General features: G+C 71.1%; 22 protein-coding genes. 18 read left to right on the top strand and 4 right to left on the bottom strand.

Annotated elements, in window-relative coordinates; genetic code table 11:
- Positions 1 to 4: 4 nt before the first annotated feature.
- Genes AB4Y76_RS08260 through AB4Y76_RS08245 form a run of 4 tightly spaced genes read left to right on the top strand, consistent with a single transcriptional unit; the run spans position 5 to position 3,921 of the window.
- Positions 5 to 1,036 (top strand): aliphatic sulfonate ABC transporter substrate-binding protein, encoded by a 1,032-nt coding sequence (locus tag AB4Y76_RS08260; protein WP_441924036.1) that lies wholly within the window; start codon positions 5 to 7, stop codon positions 1,034 to 1,036.
- Entirely contained in the window at positions 1,036 to 2,382 is a 1,347-nt protein-coding gene (locus AB4Y76_RS08255) for an LLM class flavin-dependent oxidoreductase (protein WP_441924034.1), read from the top strand. The genes AB4Y76_RS08260 and AB4Y76_RS08255 overlap by 1 nt, the downstream gene beginning before the upstream one ends.
- Positions 2,363 to 3,118 (top strand): ABC transporter ATP-binding protein, encoded by a 756-nt coding sequence (locus tag AB4Y76_RS08250; protein WP_441924032.1) that lies wholly within the window; start codon positions 2,363 to 2,365, stop codon positions 3,116 to 3,118. Before AB4Y76_RS08255 ends, AB4Y76_RS08250 begins: the two co-directional genes overlap by 20 nt.
- Positions 3,115 to 3,921, top strand: a complete 807-nt coding sequence (locus tag AB4Y76_RS08245) for an ABC transporter permease (protein WP_441924030.1) — start codon at positions 3,115 to 3,117, stop codon at positions 3,919 to 3,921. Before AB4Y76_RS08250 ends, AB4Y76_RS08245 begins: the two co-directional genes overlap by 4 nt.
- A gap of 61 nt (positions 3,922 to 3,982) precedes the next feature.
- Here AB4Y76_RS08245 and AB4Y76_RS08240 read toward each other — a convergent pair whose 3' ends face one another.
- Positions 3,983 to 5,173, bottom strand: coding sequence for a S53 family peptidase (locus AB4Y76_RS08240; RefSeq protein ID WP_441924028.1), 1,191 nt, complete (start codon positions 5,171 to 5,173; stop codon positions 3,983 to 3,985).
- Between the two features lie 116 nt (positions 5,174 to 5,289).
- Positions 5,290 to 6,123, bottom strand: coding sequence for an SDR family oxidoreductase (locus AB4Y76_RS08235; RefSeq protein ID WP_441924026.1), 834 nt, complete (start codon positions 6,121 to 6,123; stop codon positions 5,290 to 5,292).
- A gap of 106 nt (positions 6,124 to 6,229) precedes the next feature.
- Between AB4Y76_RS08235 and AB4Y76_RS08230 the strand changes: the two genes are divergently transcribed.
- Positions 6,230 to 7,618 carry a M23 family metallopeptidase gene (locus AB4Y76_RS08230; RefSeq protein ID WP_441924024.1) on the top strand — a complete coding sequence of 463 codons (1,389 nt, stop codon included), beginning with the start codon at positions 6,230 to 6,232 and terminating at the stop codon, positions 7,616 to 7,618.
- On the opposite strand, the gene AB4Y76_RS08225 is transcribed toward AB4Y76_RS08230, so the two are convergent.
- Both AB4Y76_RS08225 and AB4Y76_RS08220 read right to left on the bottom strand, forming a co-directional pair.
- Positions 7,608 to 8,888, bottom strand: coding sequence for an isochorismate synthase (locus tag AB4Y76_RS08225; protein WP_441924022.1), 1,281 nt, complete (start codon positions 8,886 to 8,888; stop codon positions 7,608 to 7,610). The genes AB4Y76_RS08230 and AB4Y76_RS08225 overlap by 11 nt on opposite strands.
- A gap of 46 nt (positions 8,889 to 8,934) precedes the next feature.
- Positions 8,935 to 9,816 (bottom strand): L,D-transpeptidase family protein, encoded by an 882-nt coding sequence (locus tag AB4Y76_RS08220; RefSeq protein ID WP_441924020.1) that lies wholly within the window; start codon positions 9,814 to 9,816, stop codon positions 8,935 to 8,937.
- 86 nt (positions 9,817 to 9,902) lie between these two features.
- Between AB4Y76_RS08220 and AB4Y76_RS08215 the strand changes: the two genes are divergently transcribed.
- The 13 genes from AB4Y76_RS08215 (at position 9,903) to nuoK (ending at position 22,144) form a co-directional block, all read left to right on the top strand.
- Entirely contained in the window at positions 9,903 to 10,592 is a 690-nt protein-coding gene (locus AB4Y76_RS08215; RefSeq protein WP_441924018.1) for a demethylmenaquinone methyltransferase, read from the top strand.
- On the top strand, positions 10,589 to 11,566 hold the full coding sequence (locus AB4Y76_RS08210; protein WP_441924016.1) for a hypothetical protein: 978 nt from the start codon (positions 10,589 to 10,591) through the stop codon (positions 11,564 to 11,566). The genes AB4Y76_RS08215 and AB4Y76_RS08210 overlap by 4 nt, the downstream gene beginning before the upstream one ends.
- Positions 11,567 to 11,797: 231 nt before the next feature.
- The gene (locus tag AB4Y76_RS08205) at positions 11,798 to 12,157 is read left to right on the top strand and encodes an NADH-quinone oxidoreductase subunit A (RefSeq protein WP_441924014.1); all 360 of its coding nucleotides are present in this window, start codon (positions 11,798 to 11,800) and stop codon (positions 12,155 to 12,157) included.
- Between the two features lie 14 nt (positions 12,158 to 12,171).
- Positions 12,172 to 12,726, top strand: coding sequence for a NuoB/complex I 20 kDa subunit family protein (locus tag AB4Y76_RS08200; protein ID WP_441924012.1), 555 nt, complete (start codon positions 12,172 to 12,174; stop codon positions 12,724 to 12,726).
- Positions 12,723 to 13,445 (top strand): NADH-quinone oxidoreductase subunit C, encoded by a 723-nt coding sequence (locus AB4Y76_RS08195; RefSeq protein ID WP_441924010.1) that lies wholly within the window; start codon positions 12,723 to 12,725, stop codon positions 13,443 to 13,445. The genes AB4Y76_RS08200 and AB4Y76_RS08195 overlap by 4 nt, the downstream gene beginning before the upstream one ends.
- Entirely contained in the window at positions 13,445 to 14,788 is a 1,344-nt protein-coding gene (locus AB4Y76_RS08190) for an NADH-quinone oxidoreductase subunit D (protein WP_441924008.1), read from the top strand. Before AB4Y76_RS08195 ends, AB4Y76_RS08190 begins: the two co-directional genes overlap by 1 nt.
- On the top strand, positions 14,785 to 15,450 hold the full coding sequence (gene nuoE, locus AB4Y76_RS08185; protein ID WP_441924006.1) for an NADH-quinone oxidoreductase subunit NuoE: 666 nt from the start codon (positions 14,785 to 14,787) through the stop codon (positions 15,448 to 15,450). Before AB4Y76_RS08190 ends, nuoE begins: the two co-directional genes overlap by 4 nt.
- A complete protein-coding gene (nuoF, locus tag AB4Y76_RS08180) occupies positions 15,447 to 16,787 on the top strand; it encodes an NADH-quinone oxidoreductase subunit NuoF (protein WP_441924004.1) in 1,341 nt (446 codons plus the stop codon). Before nuoE ends, nuoF begins: the two co-directional genes overlap by 4 nt.
- 28 nt (positions 16,788 to 16,815) lie before the next feature.
- Positions 16,816 to 19,278 carry an NADH-quinone oxidoreductase subunit G gene (locus tag AB4Y76_RS08175; RefSeq protein WP_441924002.1) on the top strand — a complete coding sequence of 821 codons (2,463 nt, stop codon included), beginning with the start codon at positions 16,816 to 16,818 and terminating at the stop codon, positions 19,276 to 19,278.
- Entirely contained in the window at positions 19,275 to 20,552 is a 1,278-nt protein-coding gene (gene nuoH / locus AB4Y76_RS08170) for an NADH-quinone oxidoreductase subunit NuoH (protein WP_441924000.1), read from the top strand. Before AB4Y76_RS08175 ends, nuoH begins: the two co-directional genes overlap by 4 nt.
- Positions 20,552 to 21,094 (top strand): NADH-quinone oxidoreductase subunit NuoI, encoded by a 543-nt coding sequence (gene nuoI / locus AB4Y76_RS08165; protein ID WP_441923998.1) that lies wholly within the window; start codon positions 20,552 to 20,554, stop codon positions 21,092 to 21,094. The genes nuoH and nuoI overlap by 1 nt, the downstream gene beginning before the upstream one ends.
- A 2-nt stretch (positions 21,095 to 21,096) precedes the next feature.
- Positions 21,097 to 21,843, top strand: a complete 747-nt coding sequence (locus tag AB4Y76_RS08160) for an NADH-quinone oxidoreductase subunit J (protein ID WP_441923996.1) — start codon at positions 21,097 to 21,099, stop codon at positions 21,841 to 21,843.
- 1 nt (position 21,844) lies between these two features.
- Positions 21,845 to 22,144 carry an NADH-quinone oxidoreductase subunit NuoK gene (nuoK, locus tag AB4Y76_RS08155; protein WP_441923994.1) on the top strand — a complete coding sequence of 100 codons (300 nt, stop codon included), beginning with the start codon at positions 21,845 to 21,847 and terminating at the stop codon, positions 22,142 to 22,144.
- Positions 22,145 to 22,146: the final 2 nt, after the last annotated feature.

Raw genomic sequence — 22,146 nt, 5'->3', positions numbered from 1 at the left:
CACCATGTCCCGAAGGTTCACCCGCCTCGTCGCCGCAGCCGGCACCGCCGCCCTCTCGCTGGCGCTGGTCGCCTGCGGCAGCAGCGGCGGAGACGCGAAGGTCGGCGGTGCCGCTGACGGCGCCCACCCGGAGTGGAAGAAGCTCACCTTCACCGTCGGCGAGCAGAGCGACGGCATCAAGACGCTCGCGGCCACGTCCGGCGCGTTCGACGACGCGTCGTACAAGATCAAGTTCGCGAAGTTCGAGTACGGCCCGCCGTTGGTCGCCGCCGCGAGCACCGGCGACATCGACCTCGGCATGGTCGGCTCGGTGCCGCCGATCGCCGGCGCCGCCAAGGACCTCGGCTTCAAGGTGATCGGTCTGGAGCTCCCGGAGTCCCCGGACAAGGCGCTGGAGAACATCATCGTGCCGAAGGGCTCGACCGCGAAGTCGCTGAAGGACCTGAAGGGCAAGCGGATCGCGGTCCCGCAGGGCAGCTCCGCCCACGGCCTGCTCCTCAACGCCCTGAAGGCCGAGGGCCTGACCCCGCAGGACGTCAAGATCGTCTACCTGGACCCGAAGTCCGGCGCCGCGGCGTTCGACAGCGGCAAGGTCGACGCCTGGTCGATCTGGAACCCGCAGGGCGAGTTCGCCCTCCAGAAGGGCGCGAAGGTGCTCGTCCCCGGCGTGCCCCCGGTCGACCCCGGCAGCCAGTACTACGTCGGCTCGTCGAAGTCGTTGGACGACAAGGTCCGCCGGGCCGCGCTGACCGACCTGCTGCAGCGGATCGGCAAGGCCTACGCCTGGGGCAACGCCCACCCGGACAAGCACGCCGAGGCGATCGCCACCGACAGCGGCATCCCGCTCGAGCAGGCCACGGCGAGCGAGCCGGTCTGGCGGTTCACCCTCGGGTACGTCGACGACGCCCACGTCCAGGCCGGTCAGCAGCTCGCCGACAACTTCTTCGAGGCCGGCGAGATCGCCAAGAAGGTCGACTTCGCCAACGTCGTCGACAACCTGCTCACCCCCGACTACGACCCGACGGAGACGAACTGATGACGCGCCGCCTGCACCTCAACGCCTTCCTGATGGAGGCCGGTCACCACGAAGCCGCCTGGCGGCTGCCCGAGTCCAACCCCTACGCCGACTTCGACCTGGCGCACTGGATCGACCTGGCCCGGCTCGCCGAGTCGGCCCGGTTCGACTCGCTGTTCCTGGCCGACGGCCCGGTCCTGCAGGGCACCGGCGAGTTCCGGAGCCCCGGCCAGCTGGAGCCGCTCACGCTGCTCACCGCGCTGGCCGCGGTCACCGAGCACATCGGCCTGATCGCGACCGTGTCGACGACGTACAACAGCCCGTACAACCTGGCCCGCAGGCTGGCCTCGGTCGACCACGTCAGCGGCGGCCGGGTCGGCTGGAACATCGTCACCTCGGCCACCGAGGAGGAGGCGGCGAACTTCGGGCTCGACGAGCGCCCGCTGCACGCCGACCGCTACGAGCGCGCCGACGAGTTCCTCGACGTCGTGCAGAAGCTCTGGGACTCCTGGGACGACGACGCGTTCCTCGGCGACAAGGAGTCCGGCCGCTGGGCGGACCCGTCGCTGATCCGGCCGGTGGACCACACGGGCAAGCACTTCCGGGTGGCGGGTGGGCTCAACATCAGCCGGTCCCCGCAGGGCTACCCGCTGCTCGTCCAGGCCGGGGCCTCGGACGCGGGTCGTGACTTCGCGGCCCGCTACGCCGAGGCGATCTTCACCGCCAGCCAGACCCTGGAGCACGCCCAGGAGTTCTACGGCGACCTGAAGAAGCGGGTCACCGCGGCCGGGCGCAACCCCGACCAGGTCATCGTCCTGCCGGGCATCGTGCCGGTCATCGGCAGCACCGAGGCCGAGGCCCGGGCGCTCGCGCAGCAGCTCGACGACCTGCGGGTCCCGGAGTACGGGCTCGGCGGCCTGGCGAAGGTGCTGGAGGTCGAGCCGCACGAGCTGCCGCTCGACGAGGAGCTTCCGCAGCACGTCATCGACCGGCCGCGCCGCGAGGGCTTCGTCAGCCGGTCCGAGCTGATCATCGAGCTGGCGACCCGGGAGCGGCTGACCGTGCGCCAGGTGCTGTCCCGGCTCGGCGGCGGCCGGGGCCACAACGTCGTGGTCGGGACGCCGGAGCAGATCGTGGACACGCTCGTCACCTGGTTCGAGCAGGGGGCGGCGGACGGGTTCAACGTGATGGGCGCGGCGCTGCCGTCGGGCCTGGAAGCGTTCATCGAGCACGTGCTGCCCGAGCTGCGCGCCCGCGGTCTCTTCCCCGAGGAGTACGACGGCGTCACCCTGCGCGACCACTACGGGCTGCCGCGTCCCGGCAACTCCTTCGACCGGGCCGGGGCCGGTGTCCGCCGCAGCGCCTGAGCGCCACCGCGGGCGCCCGCCGGCCCTGGCCGTGCGGGGCCTGCGGAAGGTGTACGGCGACGGGTTCACCGCCCTGGACGGCCTGGACCTGGAGATCCCGCAGGGCGCGCTCTTCGGCCTGCTCGGGCCGAACGGAGCCGGCAAGACGACGCTGATCGGCTCGGTCTGCAACCTCGTCCGGCCGACGGCGGGGGAGATCGAGGTCCTCGGTCACCCCGCCGGCAGCCGGGAGGCGCGGGCGATGGTCGGCCTGGCCGAGCAGGACATCAACGTGGACCGGTTCCTCACCATCCGGCAGGTGCTCGTCTACCACGGCGGGTACTTCGGTCTCGGCCGCCGGGAGGCGTCCCGGCGGGCGGACGAGGCGCTGGAGCTGCTCGGGCTGGCCGGCAAAGCCGGGAAGACGGCGCTCGACCTCTCCGGCGGCATGCAGCGCCGGCTGGTGCTGGCCCGCGCGCTGGTGACGCGGCCGCGGCTGCTGATCCTCGACGAGCCCACCGCCGGGGTCGACGTCGACCTCCGCGCCGAGATCTGGCGGGTGGTCCGCACCCTCAACCAGGCCGGGACGACGATCCTGCTGACCACGCACTACCTGGAGGAGGCGGAGGCGCTCTGCGACGAGATCGCCCTCATCCGGGCGGGCCGGATCGTCGACCGGGGGAGCGCGACGCACCTGCGCGAGCAGTACGCCGCCACGAGCATCGCCGACGTCTACAGCCAGGCGCTCGCGTCATGAGCACCGTGCTGCTCGACCCGGCCACCCGGGTCGACGTCTACGAGGCCGAGCGGCCGCCGTTCCGGTGGCTGCTGGAGCGCGAGGTGCTCCGGTACCTGCGGATCTGGCGGTACGCGCTGGTCGGCCCGGTGCTGTCGACGCTGCTCTTCGTGGTCGTCTTCGGCACCGTGCTGGCCCGGCACGTCGAGGGCATCGGCGTCAGCTACGGGCAGTTCATCGTGCCCGGCCTGGTGGTGCGGGCGATCGTGAACGTCGGCTACTACAACGGCACCACCTCGCTCTACGAGGCGCGACGGGACCGGTACCTGAACTGTGTGCTGGCCAGCCCGTTGCGGTGGTGGGAGATCCTCTCTGCGCTGACCCTGGCGGCGGTGCTGCGCGGCATCCTGGTGGCGCTGGCGGTGCTGGCGTTCGCCGTACCGCTGACCGGGCTCGGCGTCGACCAGCCGGTCTACCTGCTGCTGGTGGCACCGGCGGTGCTGCTGGTGGCCGCGCAGGTCGGGATCATCGCCGGGGCGTACGCGAGCTCGCTCGACCACGTCTACTCGGTCGAGTCGCTGGTGCTGCTGCCGCTGGGCTTCCTGGGCGGGATCTTCTACCCGGTCTCCCAGCTCCCGGCCGGGTGGCAGCTGGTCAGTGAGCTCAACCCGTTCTTCTGGCTCGTCCAGGCCGGCCGCTACGGGTTCCTCGGCACCGCTGACGTCCCGGCCGCCGCCGCGCTCGGCGTCGTCTGGGTGCTCGCCCTGGCCCTGACCGCCTGGTCGGCGCGGGTGTTCGCGACAGGGCGGCGGCTGAAGTCGTGAGCCCTCGATGGTTCTGGCTCGCTGGTTGAGGAGGTTGCGCAGCAACCGTCTCGAAACCCGCTCAGAAGCCGCCGACCCCGTTCGGGACGCCGAGCCCGGTCGGGCCGTCCCAGCCGGTGCGGGCGGCGCACCACTGGGTGGTCGGGCAGCTGGTCGCGTTCGTGCCCGAGGTGATGTCGCGCAGCGACCCGGCGTGGCCGTAGGGGATGGTGTTCGCCTGTACGCCGGCCGGGACGCCGCCGGCGAGGGCGAAGACCGACGCGATGATCGGGGCCGCCTCGCTGGTGCCGCCGACCTGGGCCCAGGTCGAGCTCTTGCTGCTCGTCGGGTAGTAGACGGCCATGCCGCCCTTGTTCGGGTCCGCCGCCGCCGAGACGTCCGAGATCGCGCGCTTGGCGCAGCCGGTGCCGAACGACGCGGCCGCGGCGAGGGCGGTGTTCACCGTCGAGCAGCCGCTGCCGGCACCGCTCCAGGCGCCCTCCGAGACCCGGGTCAGGCCGCTCATCACCAGCGAGGTCCCGCCGACCGCGACCGCGTAGTCCGAGGACGCCGGGAAGCTGCCGCCCTGGTAGCCGTTGTCGCCTGTCGAGGCGGTCACCGCGAAGCCCGGGTGGTTGTAGTACTTGCCGTAGGTGGCGTCGGCGAGGTCGCCGCCGCCGTAACTGTTGCTGATCGCGACCACGCCGGCCTGCTTGGCGGCCGTGTTCACGGCGGTGCCGAGGTCCACGATCGACGCGGACTTCGCCTGCACCACGACGATCTTGCAGCTCGGGCAGATCGCGGAGACCGCGTCCACGTCGAGCGCCTGCTCACCGGCCCAGCCGACGTTCATCCGCGGCAGGCTGGTGCCGCCGTTCTGGTCGATCACCCGCAGGCACTTGTTCGCCTTCGTGCACGGCGTCAGGCCGAACTGGCTGCGGTAGGTGCCGAGGTCCCGCTCCAGGTTCGTGTAGCCGTAGGCGTCGACGATGGCGACCGTGCTGGTCGCGTCCAGCCCGTTCAGCCCGTACGCCGCCCGCAGCTGCACCGGGGTCATCGCCGAAGCCGGCGGGGTGCCCGACGCGTCCACCTTGCCGGTGGCGTCGCTGACCATCACCTTCGAGCTGCACGACGCGACCGTGGCCGTGGACGATGCGGCGCAGACGCGGACCGCGTGCCGGCCGTGCGCGGCGGCATCCGCCGGCGCGGTGGCGAAGGTTCCGCCGAGCAGCGCGACCAGACCGAGCGCCCCTGCGAGTACCTGCTTCTTCACGACAACTCCCCACGTCGCCCGGCCCATCCGGGCGCTCCACGGACATCGTGCGCGTTCCGGACGATTTGCGCCAGACATCGACGGGTCAGAATTTCTCGGCGCTGGGAACTCGTCGGTCACGCCGTCAGCACCCGCTCCAGCGACCGCGGCCGGCGTCCCGTCAGCTGCCGGACGTCGTCGGTCAGCCGCTCCTGCTCGCCCTCGCGGATCGCCGTGTAGGTGCTCACCCAGGCGTCGAGCTGCCACTGCTCCGCGTCCGGGTACGCCGCCCTCCGGGAGGCGTAGGCCTCGTCGTCGGTCTCGTTCTCGAACCGCAGCTCGCGCCCGAGGACCCGGCCGGTGCGCGTCGCGATCTCGGCCATCGTGAGCGCCTCGGCGCCGGTGAGCTCGTAGACGGCGCCGACGTGCTCCTCGGGCGCTCGCAGGATGGTCTCGGCCGCAGCGGCGACGTCGGCGCGGGCGACCGCGGACACCCGGCCCTCCCCGGCGGGGCCTCGGATGACGCCCTCGTGGTCGGCGAAGTAGGGGAGCACGTCGAGGTAGAAGTTGTCGCGCAGCACGGTGTGCTCGATCCCGGACTCCGCGAGCGCCTGCTCGGTGTCGTGGTGGTCGCGGTTGAGGGCGAAGACGGCGTCGGGCCCGGCGCCGAAGAACGAGGTGTAGAGGATGTGGCCGACCCCGGCGTCGACGGCAGCCTGGATGAAGGTGCGGTGCTGGGCCCGGCGTTCCGGGTGCTCGGCGGCCGAGACCATGAACAGCACGTCCACGCCGGTCAGCGCGGCGACGGCGGCGTCGTGGTCGGCGTACTCGGCCACCGCGACCTCGCGGCCCGCGATGTCCGGTGCCCGGCTCGGGTCCCGGACGATCAGCCGCGGGGACAGGTCGGCCAGGGCACGGGCGACCAGGCCGCCGAGCTGGCCGGTGGATCCGGTGAGGGCGAGGGTGCTCATGAGAGAGAACCTATGCCCGTGGCGCGGTATCAGCGGCCGGTGGACGGACTCCTGAGGAGCGACAACCGCCTCCGGCCCGCACGGGCCCTCCCTCCCAGGAGTCGACATGACCGCTGCTGACCTGCTCGGACCGTCCCCGGACGGCCTCGGCACCTACTACCGCCTGCCCTTCTCGCCCGACGACGACTGGAACCTCGGCAACGGGAACTGGGACGACCCGGTTCACGGCCACGACACCGCCGACGGCAAGGCGCAGTCCTACTCCTACGACTTCGGCGCCCCGGAGGGCACCGAGGTCCGCGCCGCCCGCGGTGGCCAGGTGATCGCCGTCGAGTCCGACCACTGGCGCACGAGCTGGGCCGGCTTCGCCAGCCCGGAGGTGCTGGTGAGCCAGGACTATTCCAAGGTCTACGGCAACGGGAACATCGTCGTCGTCCGGCACCTCGACCAGACGGTCGCCGCCTACAACCACCTGCAGCCCGACCGGGTCTTCGTCCGGGTCGGTGACTACGTGCCGCGGGGCGCGGTGCTGGCGCTCTCGGGGTGCGTCGGCAACGTCACCGGGCCGCACCTCCACTTCGACGTGCACCCGACGTTCACCAGCACCCACAGCTGGGACAACACCACGAAGATCTGGTTCCAGGACACCGGCCACGACAGCTGGCGACCGCTCGTCGGCGAGCCGATGAAGTCGAACAACGTCGTCACCCCGGACCGGTTCTACGGGCTGTTCGACAACGGTGCCGGCACCAGCAGCATGGTCGCCGGCATGTCCGCCGACGAGCTGACCGCGGCGGCCGAGGCGATGCGGACCTCGCCGTACCCGATCGGGCTGACCTCGATCGAGGTGACCGACGCGGACGACGTCGCGCCCGAGTTCGCCGGCGTCTTCACCGCGGGCGCGGACACGACGCTGCGCACCGGGCTCACCCCGGCCGCGTTCGAGGAGCTGGTCACCACCGGCGCGGCGGCGGACGGGCGGCACGTCGCCGACTTCGCGGCGTACCGGATCGACGGCAAGCTCACCTACGCCGCGGTCCTGGCGCCCGGCGTGGTCGAGCAGGAGTTCGTCCCCGACCTGGTGACCAAGGACTTCGCGGCGCTCGTCGACTCGGTGGGCAAGGCGCCCGATCCGCGGCACGTGCAGACCTTCGAGCTGCGGGTCACCCGGGCCGGGCGGAAATACTCCGCGCTGCTGGCTCCCGGCCACGTCGACCAGGTGCTCGCGACGAACCTGAACCGGACCGCCTTCTTCACCTCCTGGCAGGGACAGGCGAAGTCCGGCCGGGACATCACCGCGTTCGCCGAGTTCTCGGTCGTCGAGGACGACCTCTTCACCGTGCTCTACGGCCCCGTCGGTGCCGGTGGCCAGCAGCTGCTCGGCCCCGTCCCGTACGACGTCCTCGCGCACCGGGCGGCCGACGCCCCCAAGTTCGGGGCCCGGCTCGTCGGGATCCGCCGCAAGGGGATCTTCCTGGAGTCCGTCAGCGGGTGAGGGCGTCCCGCACCGGGACGAACTTCGCCTGGGCCTCGGCGAGCTCGGACTTGGGGTCCGACTCGGCGACGATGCCGCAGCCGGCGAAGAGGCGCACCCGGCCGGTCCCGTCCGGCCGGGTGTCGTACTCCGCCGAGCGGAGCGCGATCCCGAACTCGCCGTCGCCGTGGACGTCCATCCAGCCGACCGGGCCGGCGTACCGGCCGCGGTCCATGCCCTCGATCTCCTCGATCATCGCGACCGCGACATCGGTGGGGGTGCCGCCGACGGCGGCCGAGGGGTGCAGCGCCGCGGCGAGCTCGAGGACGGTGGAGCTGTCGGTCTCCGGGACGACGCCGGCGACGTCGGTGGCGAGGTGCATGACGTTCGGCAGGTGCAGCACGAACGGCGACTCGGGGACGTTCATCGAGGAGCAGTGCGGGGCGAGCGCGTCGGCGACCGAGCGGACGGCGTACTCGTGCTCCTCGAGGTCCTTCGAGGAGCGGGCCAGGGTCGCGGCGAGGGCGAGGTCGCGCTCGTCGTCCCCGGTACGCCGGATGGTGCCGGCCAGCACCCGGGAGGTGACCAGGCCGCGCTCGCGCCGGACCAGCAGCTCGGGGGTGGCTCCGAACAGGCCGTCGACGTGGAAGGTCCAGCACATCTCGTAGATGTCGCCGAGCCGGCGCAGCGGCCAGCGGACGTCGAGCGGTGCGTCGGTGGTGGCGATCAGGTCGCGAGCCAGCACGACCTTCTCGAGCTCGCCGTCGTTGATCCGGCGGACCGCCGCGGCGACGACCGCCTCCCAGGCGGCGCCGTCGACCTCGCCGTCGGTGAAGACGACGTTGTCCGGTGCCGGCGGTACCGGCTGGACGACCAGGTCCGGGGCCGGGGAGAGCTCGTCCTCGCCGATCAGGGTGACCCAGGTGCGGTTGCCGCGGCGCCCGACGACCACCCGCGGGACGATCAGCACGCTGTCGCCCCGGGAGTCGGCGAAGCCGAAGCTGCCCAGGCAGACCATGCCGCTGCCGGGAACGCCGACGTCGTCGCGGACGACCGAGTCGGCGGCGATCTCCTGCCACCACTCGTTCGCCTCGGCGAAGCGGTCCGGGCCGGTGGTGCGGATCGAGGCGGCGACGCCCCAGCCGACGATGCCCTCGCCGCGGCGCAGCCAGGCGACCGGCGCGTCCTCCGGGAGGAGGTCGAGCAGCGGGCCCGGGTCCGGGACCTCCATCGAGCGGGCGACCAGTCGTCCGGAGACGGGAGAGGTCGCTGCGCGCTGAGTGCTCGTCACGAGGCAGGAGCCTACGCGTTGGTAGCCGAGGTCCCGTGGAGGAGGGTCAGGACCAGTAGATGACGACCTTGTCGCCGACCTGGACCTGGTCGAAGAGCCACTGGATGCCGGCGTGGTCGCGGACGTTGACGCAGCCGTGGCTGGCGCCGGCGTAGCCGCGGGCGGCGAAGTCGGAGGAGTAGTGCACGGCCTGGCCGCCGCTGAAGAACATCGCGTACGGCATCGAGCTGTGGAAGAGCGTGGACACGTGGTCGCGGGACTTCCAGCCGATGTGGAAGACGCCCTCGCGGGTCGGCGAGTACGCCGCGCCGAAGCGGACCGCCATCGTGCGTTGCACCTCGCCGTCCACGGTCCAGCGGATCGTGCGGCTGGTCTTGTCGATGCAGAGCACCCGTCCGGTCCGGCAGCGCGGGTCCAGCGGCGCGTCGGTCCAGGTGCCGTCCGGGACCTTGTTGGCGAGCTCGTCCTTCGTGGGCTTGCGGGTCATCGCGTGCAGGCGCTGCAGCGTGGTGGTGTCGACGTACCCGGTCACGGGCAGGCCGCGCTTGGCCTGGAAGCCCTTGACCGCGGTGGTGGTCGCGGGCCCGTAGTCGTCGGTCACCTTGCCGGCGTACCAGGCGACCTGGCGGAGCCGGGCCTGCAGCGCGCGGACCGTCCGGCCGTGGTCGCCGGGCTGCAGGACGGCGGGGCGCGGCTGCAGCGGGGCGGCGGCGGGGAGCACCTGCTGCCGTGCCGGGACCGGCGCGGACTGCGGGCTCGGCCGCGCGGTGTCCCGGGTCGTCGTGCGGCCGCCTGCGTCCGTCGTGGCCGTCCCGCTGGCGTGGCCGAGGTTGCCGGTCGCCGTCGCCACGCCGTACCCGAGTCCGCACGTCGCGAGCACCAGCACGGCGAACATCGCCACACCGGCCCCACGCTTCCCTCGCGTCACCACCGAACCATCGTGCACTGGAGTCCCTCGCATACTCAGTCAGACGCACCGACGGGCCCGGAGGTTGTCACCCGTACGCTTCTCCGGTGACCCGCGCTGACCTGGACAAGAAGCCCGCCGAGGTTCAGGCGATGTTCGACGACGTCGCCGCCCGCTACGACCTCACCAACGACGTGCTCTCGATGGGCCAGGACCGGCGCTGGCGCAAGATCGTGCTGGACGCCGTCGACCCGCAGCCCGGGGAGGTCGTGCTCGACCTCGCCGCCGGCACCGGTACGTCGAGCCAGCCGTTCCGCGACCGCGGCGCGACCGTCGTCCCGTGCGACTTCTCGGTCGGCATGCTCCGGGTCGGCAAGCGGGCCAAGCCGCACCTGCCGTTCGTGGCCGGCGACGGCACCCGGCTCCCGTTCGCCGACGGCACCTTCGACGCGGTCACGATCTCCTTCGGCCTGCGCAACATCGTCGACCCCGACGCCGGCCTGCGTGAGCTGCGCCGGGTCACCAAGCCCGGCGGCCGGATCGTGGTCTGCGAGTTCAGCTCGCCGACCTGGGCGCCGTTCCGGACGCTCTACATCGAGTACCTGATGAAGGCGCTCCCCGCGGTGGCCCGGGCGGTCTCGTCCTCGCCGGACGCCTACGTCTACCTCGCCGAGTCGATCCGCGCCTGGCCCGACCAGGCCGGCCTCGCCACCCGCCTCCAGCAGGCCGGCTGGACCGACGTCGAGTGGCGCAACCTCTCGGGCGGCATCGTCGCCCTGCACCGCGGCACGAAGTGAGCGAAGAGCTCACCTACGCGCTCGTCGTCGACGAGCGCGTGCAGAAGGCGGTCCTCAAGGCGACGCGACGCTTCACACTCCGTTCGCGCCGGTTCCTCGGGCTGGTCGCCTTCGCGATCGTCCTGGCCGCGGTGATGGGTGCCGGGATCGGAAGCTGGTTCGAGGGGGCGTTCGCCGGAGCGGTCATGCTGGTCGGTCTCTTCGTCGTCACGGCGCGCGCCGTGTGGACGGGGATCGAGCGGATCTACCCGCTGGGCGCGACCGTGACCGCGACGTACGGCGAGCACGAGGTCGCGTTCCGCGGCGGGACGCTGCCGACGACCCGGCCCTACGCGGAGCTCGGTGAGCCGACCGTGAGGACCGAGATGGTCATCTTCCCGAGCCCGACCGCGCCGAGCCGGGCGTGGATCGTCCCGGTCGGACTCTGTCCTCCGGAGGCGCGTGCGCGGATCACCGGGCCGGCCGCTGCGCGCGTCGCCGCTGACGGCGATCCGCGGTTCACCCGCATCTTCGTCGCCGGCGACGACACCGCCCGCAAGGTCGGCACGGCCGTGACCCGCCGGATCCGGCTGTCGGGACGCGGGCTGCGGATGTCCCTGCTCGGGCTGGTCTCGATCGTCCTGCTCGTCGCCGTCACCGGCGATCTGCGCTGGTTCGCGCTCGTCCTCGTCTTCCTCGGCGCCGAGCTGTGGGGGCTGCGCGCGACCCGGAACGGCTGCGCCAGGCTCTTCCCGCCGGGCTCGACCATCTCCGCCGGATTCACCCCGAACGGACTGGTGGTCCGCTTCCCGGTCGCCGTCCAGGAGTGGTCGCTCGCCGACTTCGGCGACATCTGGTGGAACGAGGACGCCGTCGTCCTCCGGGACCGCGTCCAGAGGCAGTGCACCTACGCGATGCCGCGCGGGCTGTTCTCGGACGAGGATCTGGTGCACCTCCGCAACGGGATCGCGGCCGCGCGGCCGGTTGCCGGCTGACGCTGCCACCCCCTGTGACCGCGGTCTCGGCCGGGCACAGCGCGAGACGTGGCGTCCCGAATTAGACAACGTCGCCGTGCGTTAAATACGCAGGTCAGAGGGCGTTTCGGAGACGTCACCCCCCGATGTCGCGCTCTGTGATCTACGCCTCTATGCTGCGTAGGTCACAGATCGTGAAGTTGTTCACAAGGGCACAAAGCAGCCTTGCGGACTTCAGCAGGAAGGTGAGGGATGGAGCTCTACACCCCCGTTCTGGCGCTCCTGATCCTGGCGGGCGGGTTCGCCGTCTTCTCCGTGATCATGAGTGCCGTGGTGGGCCCGAAGCGCCACAACCGGGCCAAGCTCGATTCCTACGAGTGCGGGATCGAGCCGACCCCGCAGCCCGTGGGCGGCGGCCGATTCCCGGTCCGGTACTACATCACCGCGATGCTCTTCATCGTCTTCGACATCGAGATCGTCTTCCTCTACCCGATCGCGGTCGCGTTCGACGCGATGGGCACGTTCGCGCTGGTGGAGATGGTGCTGTTCATCGTCCCGGTCTTCGTCGCCTACATCTACGTGTGGCGACGCGGCGGGCTCGACTGGGACTGAGAGAGATCTGAACCGTGGGTATTGAAGAGAAGCTTCCGTCCGGCGTCCTGCTGACCACCGTCGAGGGGGTCGCCGGCTACATGCGCAAGGCGTCGTTCTGGCCGGCCACGTTCGGCCTCGCCTGCTGCGCGATCGAGATGATGACCACCGGCGGGCCGAAGTACGACCTCGCCCGCTTCGGCATGGAGGTCTTCCGCGCCAGCCCGCGCCAGGCCGACCTGATGATCGTGGCCGGCCGGGTCAGCCAGAAGATGGCCCCGGTCCTGCGCCAGATCTACGACCAGATGCCGGAGCCCAAGTGGGTGCTGGCGATGGGCGTCTGCGCCTCCTCCGGCGGCATGTTCAACAACTACGCCGTCGTCCAGGGCGTCGACCACGTCGTGCCCGTCGACATGTACCTGCCCGGCTGTCCGCCGCGGCCGGAGATGCTGATCGACGCCATCCTCAAGCTGCACGACCAGGTCCAGAACACCAAGCTCGGCAAGAACCGCCGCGACGAGATCGCGGCCGAGGAGGCCGCCGCGCTGCAGGCCCTGCCGACCAGCCAGATGAAGGGCCTTCTCCGATGAGCGAGACCCAGGACCCGTCGCACGAGGTGGTGGCGTCGCAGCAGGCCCAGGAGGCCGGTGCCAGCAGCGAGGTGATCGGCCAGCGGCACGGCATGTTCGGCGTCCAGGACAGCGGTGACACCTCGGGCTACGGCGGGCTCGTCCGCAACGTCGAGCTCCCCGGCGCCAGCACCCCGCCGTACGGCGGCTGGATGGACGACGTCGCCACCGCGCTCGCCACCGCGACCCGCGACGCCGGGGTCGAGACGGCCGTCGAGAAGGTCGTCGTCCACCGCGGCGAGATCACGTTCTTCGTCCGCCGCGAGGACCTCCTGGCCACGGTCAAGGTCCTCCGCGACGACGCCAAGCTGCGCTTCGAGTTCTGCTCGAGCGTGAGCGGCGTGCACTACCCCGGTGACACCGGGCGCGAGCTGCACGCGGTCTACCACCTGCTCTCGATGACCCATAACCGCCGGATCCGGCTCGAGGTCACCGCCCCGGACGCCGACCCGCACATCCCCAGCGTGTGCGCGACGTACCCGACCGCGGACTGGCACGAGCGCGAGACGTTCGACTTCTTCGGGATCGTCTTCGACGGCCACCCGGCCCTGACCCGGATCCAGATGCCCGACGACTGGCCGGGCCACCCGCAGCGCAAGGACTACCCGCTCGGCGGCATCCCCGTGGAGTACAAGGGTGGAACCGTCCCGCCGCCGGACCAGCGGAGGAGCTACAACTGATGACTGCCACCTCGAACGACCCGTACGCCTCCGAGGCCGAGACCTCGCAGGGCAAGGTCTACACCGTCACCGGCCAGGACTGGGACTCCGTCGTCTCGGGCATCGCCGAGGACCACGACGACAAGGTCGTGGTCAACATGGGCCCGCAGCACCCGTCGACGCACGGCGTGCTCCGGCTGATCCTCGAGCTCGAGGGCGAGACGGTCACCGAGGCCCGCTGCGGCATCGGCTACCTGCACACCGGCATCGAGAAGAACATGGAGTACCGCTCCTGGACGCAGGGCGTCACGTTCTGCACCCGGATGGACTACCTGTCGCCGTTCTACAACGAGGCCACCTACGTGCTCGGCGTCGAGCGGCTGCTCGACATCGAGGACGAGATCCCCGAGAAGGCCCAGGTCATGCGGGTCCTGCTCATGGAGCTGAACCGGATCTCCTCGCACCTGGTCTGCATCGCCACCGGCGGCATGGAGATCGGCGCGCTGACCGTGATGACGATCGGCTTCCGCGAGCGCGAGCTGGTCCTCGACCTCTTCGAGCTGATCACCGGCCTGCGGATGAACCACGCGTTCATCCGTCCCGGCGGCGTCGCCCAGGACATGCCGGCAGGTGCGCTGGACGAGATCCGCGACTTCGTGGCGCTGATGAAGAAGCGCCTCCCCGAGTACGCCGACCTCTGCAACGCCAACCCGATCTTCAAGGCCCGTCTCGAGAACGTCGGTCACCTCGACCTCGCCGGCTGCCTGGCCCTCGGCCTGACCGGACCGCCGCTGCGCGCGACCGGCTTCGGCTGGGACCTGCGCAAGTCGCAGCCCTACTGCGGCTACGAGGACTACGACTTCGAGGTCCAGACCTGGGACACCGCCGACGCCTACGGCCGCTTCCGGGTCCGGCTCAACGAGATGTGGGAGTCCCTCAAGATCGTCGAGCAGTGCGTCGAGCGCCTCGCCGGCCTCGAGGGCGCCCCGGTGATGGTCGCCGACAAGAAGATCGCCTGGCCCAGCCAGCTCGCGATCGGCAGCGACGGCATGGGCAACAGCCTCGACCACATCAAGCACATCATGGGCGAGTCCATGGAGGGCCTGATCCACCACTTCAAGCTGGTCACCGAGGGCTTCCGGGTCCCGGCCGGCCAGGCCTACGTGCCGATCGAGTCGCCGCGCGGCGAGCTCGGGGCCCACGTCGTCTCCGACGGCGGCACGCGACCGTTCCGGGCGCACTTCCGCGACCCGTCGTTCACGAACCTGCAGGCGACCTCGGTGATGAGCGAAGGCGGCCAGGTGGCCGACGTCATCGTCGCGATCGCGTCGATCGATCCTGTGATGGGTGGGGTGGACCGTTGATCGACCAGAAGACGAGGGACGAGCTTCGCGAGATAGCGGCCCGTTACCCGCACAAGCGCTCCGGGCTGCTCCCGATGCTGCACCTGGTGCAGTCCGCCGAGGGCCGGATCACCGCCGCCGGCATCCAGGCGTGCGCGGAGATCCTGGAGATCACCCCGGCCGAGGTCAGCGGTGTCGCGACCTTCTACACGATGTACAAGCGGCGCCAGGTCGGCGACTACCACGTCGGCGTCTGCACCAACACGCTGTGCGCGGTGATGGGCGGCGACCTGATCTTCCAGCGGCTCAAGGACCACCTCGACGTCGGCAACGACGAGACCGCCGAAGAAAGACCAGGGGACGACGCGACCATCTCCCTGGAGCACGTCGAGTGCAACGCGGCCTGCGACTACGCCCCGGTGGTGATGGTCAACTGGGAGTTCCTCGACAACCAGACGCCCGAGTCCGCCGTCCAGGTCGTCGACGACCTCCGCGCCGGCAAGGAGGTCCGCTCCACCCGCGGGCCGAAGCTGGTCACCTGGCGCGAGGCCGAGCGGGTGCTCGCCGGCTTCACCGACGACCTCGCCGACGAGGGCCCGAGCGCGGGCCCGGCGTCGCTGGTGGGCCTCAAGCTCGCCCGCGAGAACGACTGGACCGCTCCGAAGGCGCAGGAGGGCAAGTGACGACGGCACCGGACAACAGCGTCCTGACCCCGGTCCTCACCGACAACTGGGACCAGGACCGCTCCTGGACGCTGGCGTCGTACGAGGCCCGGGGCGGCTACGCGGGCGTGAAGAAGGCGCTCGGGATGGCCCCGGACGACGTCATCACCGCGGTGAAGGACTCCGGTCTGCGCGGACGCGGCGGCGCCGGCTTCCCGACGGGCATGAAGTGGAGCTTCATCCCGCAGGACAACCCGAACCCGAAGTACCTCGTCGTCAACGCCGACGAGTCCGAGCCGGGGACCTGCAAGGACATCCCGCTGATGATGGCCAGCCCGCACACGCTGGTCGAGGGCGTCATCATCAGCTCCTACGCGATCCGCGCCAACCGGGCCTTCATCTACGTCCGCGGCGAGGTGCTGCACGTGATCCGCCGGCTCCAGCGCGCGGTCCAGGAGGCCTACCTGGCCGGCCACCTCGGCAAGGACATCCACGGCTCCGGCTACGACCTCGACCTGGTCGTGCACGCCGGCGCCGGCGCGTACATCTGCGGCGAGGAGACCGCGCTCCTCGACTCCCTCGAGGGCCGCCGCGGTCAGCCCCGGCTGCGGCCGCCGTTCCCGGCGGTCGCCGGCCTGTACGCCAGCCCGACGGTGATCAACAACGTCGAGTCGATCGCCTCGGTGCCGAGCATCATCGTCAACGGTCCGGACTGGTTCTCCTCGATGGGCACCGAGAAGTCCAAGGGCTACGGGATCTTCTCGCTGTCCGGCCACGTCGCGAACCCCGGCCAGTACGAGGCGCCGCTCGGCATCACCCTGCGCCAGCTGATCGAGCTGGCCGGCGGCATGCGCGACGCCGGCAACGGGCTGAGCCGCGAGCTGAAGTTCTGGACCCCGGGCGGTTCCAGCACCCCGCTGCTGACCGCCGAGCACCTCGACGTGCCGCTCGACTTCGAGGGCGTCGGCGAGGCCGGCTCGATGCTGGGCACCCGGGCGCTGCAGCTCTTCGACGAGACCACCTGCGTGGTCCGCGCGGTGCTGCGGTGGACCGAGTTCTACAAGCACGAGTCCTGCGGCAAGTGCACGCCGTGCCGCGAGGGCACCTGGTGGCTGACCCAGACGCTCGCCCGGCTGGAGAAGGGCCAGGGCAGCGCCGAGGACCTCGAACTGCTGCTCGACCAGTGCGACAACATCCTGGGCCGTTCCTTCTGCGCCCTCGGTGACGGCGCGACCAGCCCGATCACCTCCTCGATCCAGTACTTCCGCGAGGAGTACCTGGCCCACCTGGAGCACGGCGGCTGCCCGTTCGACCCCGCGGCCAGTGCCGTGTTCGAGACGGCAGGAGCGAACCAGTGAAGCACCGTAGCGCCGAAGGAGCGAACGCATGACCGCGTCGTCCGGTGAGGTCGTCAAGTCCGACCTGGTGACCCTGACCATCGACGGGATCGAGGTCAGCGTCCCGAAGGACACCCTGGTGATCCGGGCCGCCGAGGAGATCGGCGTCCAGGTCCCGCGGTTCTGCGACCATCCCCTGCTCGCCCCCGTCGGCGCCTGCCGGCAGTGCCTGGTCGACGTCCCCGACGCCGGCAACGGCCGCGGCTTCCCGAAGCCGCAGGCCTCCTGCACCCTGCCGGTGGCCGAGGGCATGGTCGTGAACACCCAGGCGACCAGCCCGGTGGCCGACAAGGCGCAGCAGGGCGTGATGGAGTTCCTGCTCATCAACCACCCGCTCGACTGCCCGGTCTGCGACAAGGGCGGCGAGTGCCCGCTGCAGAACCAGGCGATGAGCAACGGCCGCGGCGAGTCCCGCTTCGAGGAGACCAAGCGGGTCTTCCCGAAGCCGATCAACCTGTCCCCGCAGGTGCTGCTGGACCGCGAGCGCTGCATCGTCTGCCAGCGCTGCACCCGGTTCGCCGACGAGATCGCCGGGGACCCGTTCATCGCCCTGGTCGAGCGTGGCGCGCAGCAGCAGATCGGCATCGCCGAGGGCGCGGAGTTCCTCTCCTACTTCTCCGGCAACACCATCCAGATCTGCCCGGTCGGCGCGCTCACCTCGGCGGCGTACCGGTTCCGCTCGCGGCCGTTCGACCTGGTCTCGACCCCGTCGGTCGCCGAGCACGACGCCTGCGGCTCCGCGATCCGCGTCGACCACCGTCGCGGCAAGGTGATGCGTCGCCTCGCCGGCAACGACCCGGAGGTCAACGAGGAGTGGATCACCGACAAGGACCGGTTCGCGTTCCTCGCCCCGCGTGAGGACGACCGGCTGACCCACCCGCTGGTGCGGGACCGCAAGGAAGACGGAGGGACCGGCGAGCTGCGCGTCGCCTCGTGGCCGGAGGCGTTCGCCGTCGCCGCCCGCGGGCTGGCTGCCGCGAAGCGCAAGGTCGGCCTGCTCCCCGGCGGCCGCCTGACCGCCGAGGACGCCTACGCCTGGAGCAAGTTCGCCCGGGTGACCGTGCGGACCAACAACATCGACTTCCGGGCCCGCGCGCACTCGGCTGAGGAGGCCGCGTTCCTGGCCTCGTCGGTCGTGCTCACCGGTCCCGGTCACGGGGGAGTCACGTACGCCGACCTGGAGTCGGCCCGCACCGTCGTCCTGGCCGGGCTCGACCCGGAGGACGAGGCGGGCGCGATCTTCCTGCGCCTGCGCAAGGCCCACCGGGCCGGCAGGGCCCGGGTCTTCTCGCTCGCCTCGCACAGCACCCGCGGTCTGCGGAAGATGGGCGGCACCCTGCTGCCGACCGTCCCGGGCACCGAGGCCGCCGCGCTCGCCGCGGTGGCCGAGAACGGGGACGTCGCGCTCGACGCCGGCGGCATCGTGCTCGTCGGCGAGCGGCTCGCGACCGTGCCGGGTGCCCTCACCGCGGCGCTCCGGCTGGCCGAGACCACCGGCGCCCGGCTGGCCTGGGTGCCGCGCCGTGCCGGTGACCGCGGCGCGCTCGAGACCGGCTGCCTGCCCAACCTGCTTCCCGGGGGCCGGCCGGTCGCCGACGCCGGTGCCCGCGTCGACCTCGCCGCGGCGTGGGGCGTCGAGGACGTCCCGGACGCCGAGGGCCTCGACGGCGCCGGCATCCTGGAGGCGCTCGTCGACGGCGACCTGCGCGCGCTCGTGGTCGGCGGCGTCGACCCGGCGGACGTCACCGCCGAGGGCCGGCTGCCGAAGAAGCTCCGCAAGGCGCTGGCGAAGGCGTTCGTCGTCTCCCTGGAGGTCCGCTCCTCGGCGTTCACCGAGCTCGCCGACGTGGTCCTGCCGGTCGCCCCGGTGACCGACAAGGCCGGGTCGTTCGTGAACTGGGAGGGCCGGGTCCGGTCCTTCGGCAAGGTGCTCGACAACCCGCTCTCGCTGCCCGACGTGCGCGTGCTCGCCGGCATCGCCGAGGAGCGCGGCCGCCCGATCGGCATCCGCACCCCCGAGCAGGCCGCGGCGGAGATGGCGCAGGTCGGTCCCTGGGAGGGCGAGCGGCCGACCATGGACGGTTCGGAGACGCTTGCTGCGCAAGCTCCTCGACCAGCGGTGAGCGGCGGACTCGTGCTCTCCTCCTGGAAGCAGCTCCTCGACGACGGCCGGATGCAGGACGGCGACGGGTTCCTCCGCGCGACCGCCCGGCGTCCCGTCGTCCTGGTCGGCGAGGAGACCCTCGCGGGCCTCGGCGCGGCCGCGGGTGACGAGGTCGTCCTCACCGGCCCGCTCGGCAGCACCCGGCTCCCGGTCGGCGTCGCGGACCTGGCCGACGGGGTCGTCTGGGCCCCCGCCAGCGCTCCCGGAGCCTCCGTGCGGCACCTGGTCGGACCGGCCGGCTCGCCGGTGACGCTGGCGAAGGCCGGCACCGAAGGAGGCAGCAAGTGATCCCCCTCGACACCTCCGACACGCTGTCGGCGTTCGGGCACGACCCGGTCTGGATCGTCATCATCAAGGCCGTCGCGATCTTCCTGATCCTGGTGCTGCTCACCCTGTTCAACATCTGGTGGGAGCGTCGCGTGGTGGCCCGGATGCAGCACCGCATCGGCCCCAACGTGAACGGCCCGTTCGGCCTGCTGCAGAGCCTCGCCGACGGCGTGAAGCTCGCCCTGAAGGAGGACATCCTCCCCAAGGCGGCCGACAAGTGGGTCTACTTCCTCGCGCCGGTGATCGCGGTCATCCCCGCGTTCCTCACCTTCTCGGTGATCCCGTTCGGCCCGGTCGTCGACATGTTCGGCGTGGAGACCCCGCTGCAGCTCACCGACATGCCCGTCGCGGTGCTCTTCGTGATGGCGATCGCCTCGGTCGGCATCTACGGCATCGTCCTCGGCGGCTGGTCCTCGGGGTCGACGTACTCGCTGCTCGGCGGCCTGCGCTCGAGTGCCCAGATGATCTCCTACGAGGTCTCGATGGGCCTCGCCCTCGTCGCGGTCTTCCTGTACGCCGGCTCGATGTCGACCTCCGAGATCGTCGCCGCGCAGGACAAGTTCTGGTTCGGCCTGATCCTGGCGCCGTCGTTCGTGATCTACGTGATCTCGATGGTCGGCGAGACCAACCGGGCGCCGTTCGACCTCCCCGAGGCCGAGGGCGAGCTCGTCGGCGGCTTCCACACCGAGTACTCGTCGCTGAAGTTCGCGCTGTTCTTCCTCGCCGAGTACATCAACATGGCGACGGTCTCGGCGCTGGCGACGACGCTGTTCCTCGGCGGCTGGGCGGCGCCGTTCTGGATCGACGAGTTCTGGGCGGGCGCGAACAGCGGCTACTGGCCCTTCGTCTGGTTCATGGGCAAGGTCCTGTTCTTCATCTTCATCTTCATCTGGCTGCGCGGCTCGCTCCCGCGACTGCGCTACGACCAGTTCATGCACTTCGGCTGGAAGCGGCTGATCCCGATCTCGATCATCTGGACCATCGCCGTCGCCGTCATCCGCACGATCAACCTCAACGGCGGTTTCGACCGCGGCTACCTGTACGCCGCCATCGGCGTGCTGGCCGGCCTCGCCCTGCTGCTCTTCTTCGTCGGCGAGAAGACCGACGAGGTCGAGGAGCCCGGGGCCGAGGAGGAGTTCGACGCGTTCGCCGGCGGCTACCCGGTCCCGCCGATGTCGGCGGCGACGACCTGGAACACGAGCACCGCGGTCACCACGAGCGGGGAAGGAAGCTGATGGCATCGCTCAAGGAGCAGTTCTGGGACCCGGTAGCCGGGTTCGGCGTCACCTTCCGGACGATGTTCCGCAAGGTCGTCACCGAGCAGTACCCGTTCGAGAAGATGCCGACGGCGCCCCGGTTCCACGGCCGGCACCAACTCAACCGCTGGCCGGACGGCCTGGAGAAGTGCGTCGGCTGCGAGCTGTGCGCGTGGGCCTGCCCGGCGGACGCGATCTACGTCGAGGGCGACAGCAACACCGAGGACGAGCGGTACAGCCCCGGTGAGCGCTACGGCCGCGTGTACCAGATCAACTACCTGCGCTGCATCCTGTGCGGGCTCTGCATCGAGGCCTGCCCGACGCGCGCGCTCACGATGACCAACGAGTACGAGCTCGCGGACACCTCGCGGGAGAGCCTGATCTACGAGAAGTCCGACCTGCTCGCCCCGCTGCTGCCGGGCATGGAGCAGCCGCCGCACCCGATGCGCCTCGGCAACGACGAGGGCGACTACTACCGCGGCAACCTGCACAAGCCGGCCGAGACGACCGAGGAGGCCTGACCGTGGTCGCTTTCTGGATCCTCGCCCCGATCATGGTGGCCGCCGCGCTCGGCATGCTGGTCGTCCGCAAGGCCGTGCACGCGGCCCTGCTGCTCGCCGTGGTGATGCTGTCGCTGTCGGTCCTCTACCTCGTCCAGGACGCGCCGTTCCTGTTCGCGGTGCAGATCATCGTCTACACCGGCGCGATCCTGATGCTGTTCCTGTTCGTCGTCATGCTCGTCGGCGTCGACGCCTCGGACTCCGTGGTGGAGACGATCCGCGGGCAGCGGCTGTTCTCGATCCTGGTCGGGCTGGCCTTCGGCCTGACCCTGGTGCTCGGCATCGCGCAGGTCTCCTTCGGCACGGCGATCGGGCTCGACTCGGCGAACAAGGACGGGAACATCCCGGCCGTCGCCCAGATCCTGTTCACCAAGTACGTGTTCGCCTTCGAGGTGACCTCGGCGCTGCTGATCACCGCCGCGCTCGGCGCGATGGTGCTGGCGCACCGCGAGCGGCTCACCCCGAAGCCCTCGCAGGCCGACCTCGCCGCCCAGCGGCTCCGCGACTACGCCGACAGCGGCCTGCACCTGGGTCCGCTGCCGCCACCGGGCGTCTTCGCCCGCCACAACGCGGTCGACACCCCGGCCCTCCTGCCCGACGGCACCGCCGCCGAGGCCTCGATCTCGCGGGTGCTCGCCGCCCGCGGCACGGTCAAGTCCGTCCCGGAGATCTCGACCGACGTCGAGAACATGATCGAAGGGAACGACTGACATGGCGGTCACTCCGTTCATCGTCCTGTCCGCGATCCTGTTCACGATCGGGAGCGTCGGGGTGCTGACCCGCCGCAACGCGCTCGTCGTGTTCATGTGCGTGGAGCTGATGCTCAACGCGAGCAACCTCGCGCTGGTCACCTTCTCCCGCGCGAACGGCAACCTCGAGGGCCAGATCGCCGCGTTCTTCGTGATGGTGGTGGCGGCGGCCGAGGTGGTCGTCGGACTGGCGATCATCATGACGATCTTCCGTACCCGACGCTCGGCCTCGGTCGACGACGCGAGCCTGCTGAAGTACTGAGG

This window comes from Marmoricola sp. RAF53 (assembly GCF_052114005.1).
Taxonomy (GTDB): Bacteria; Actinomycetota; Actinomycetes; order Propionibacteriales; family Nocardioidaceae; genus Marmoricola.
The sequence above is the reverse complement of the archived record's forward strand: the minus strand, read 5'-3'. Positions and strand labels throughout refer to the sequence as shown.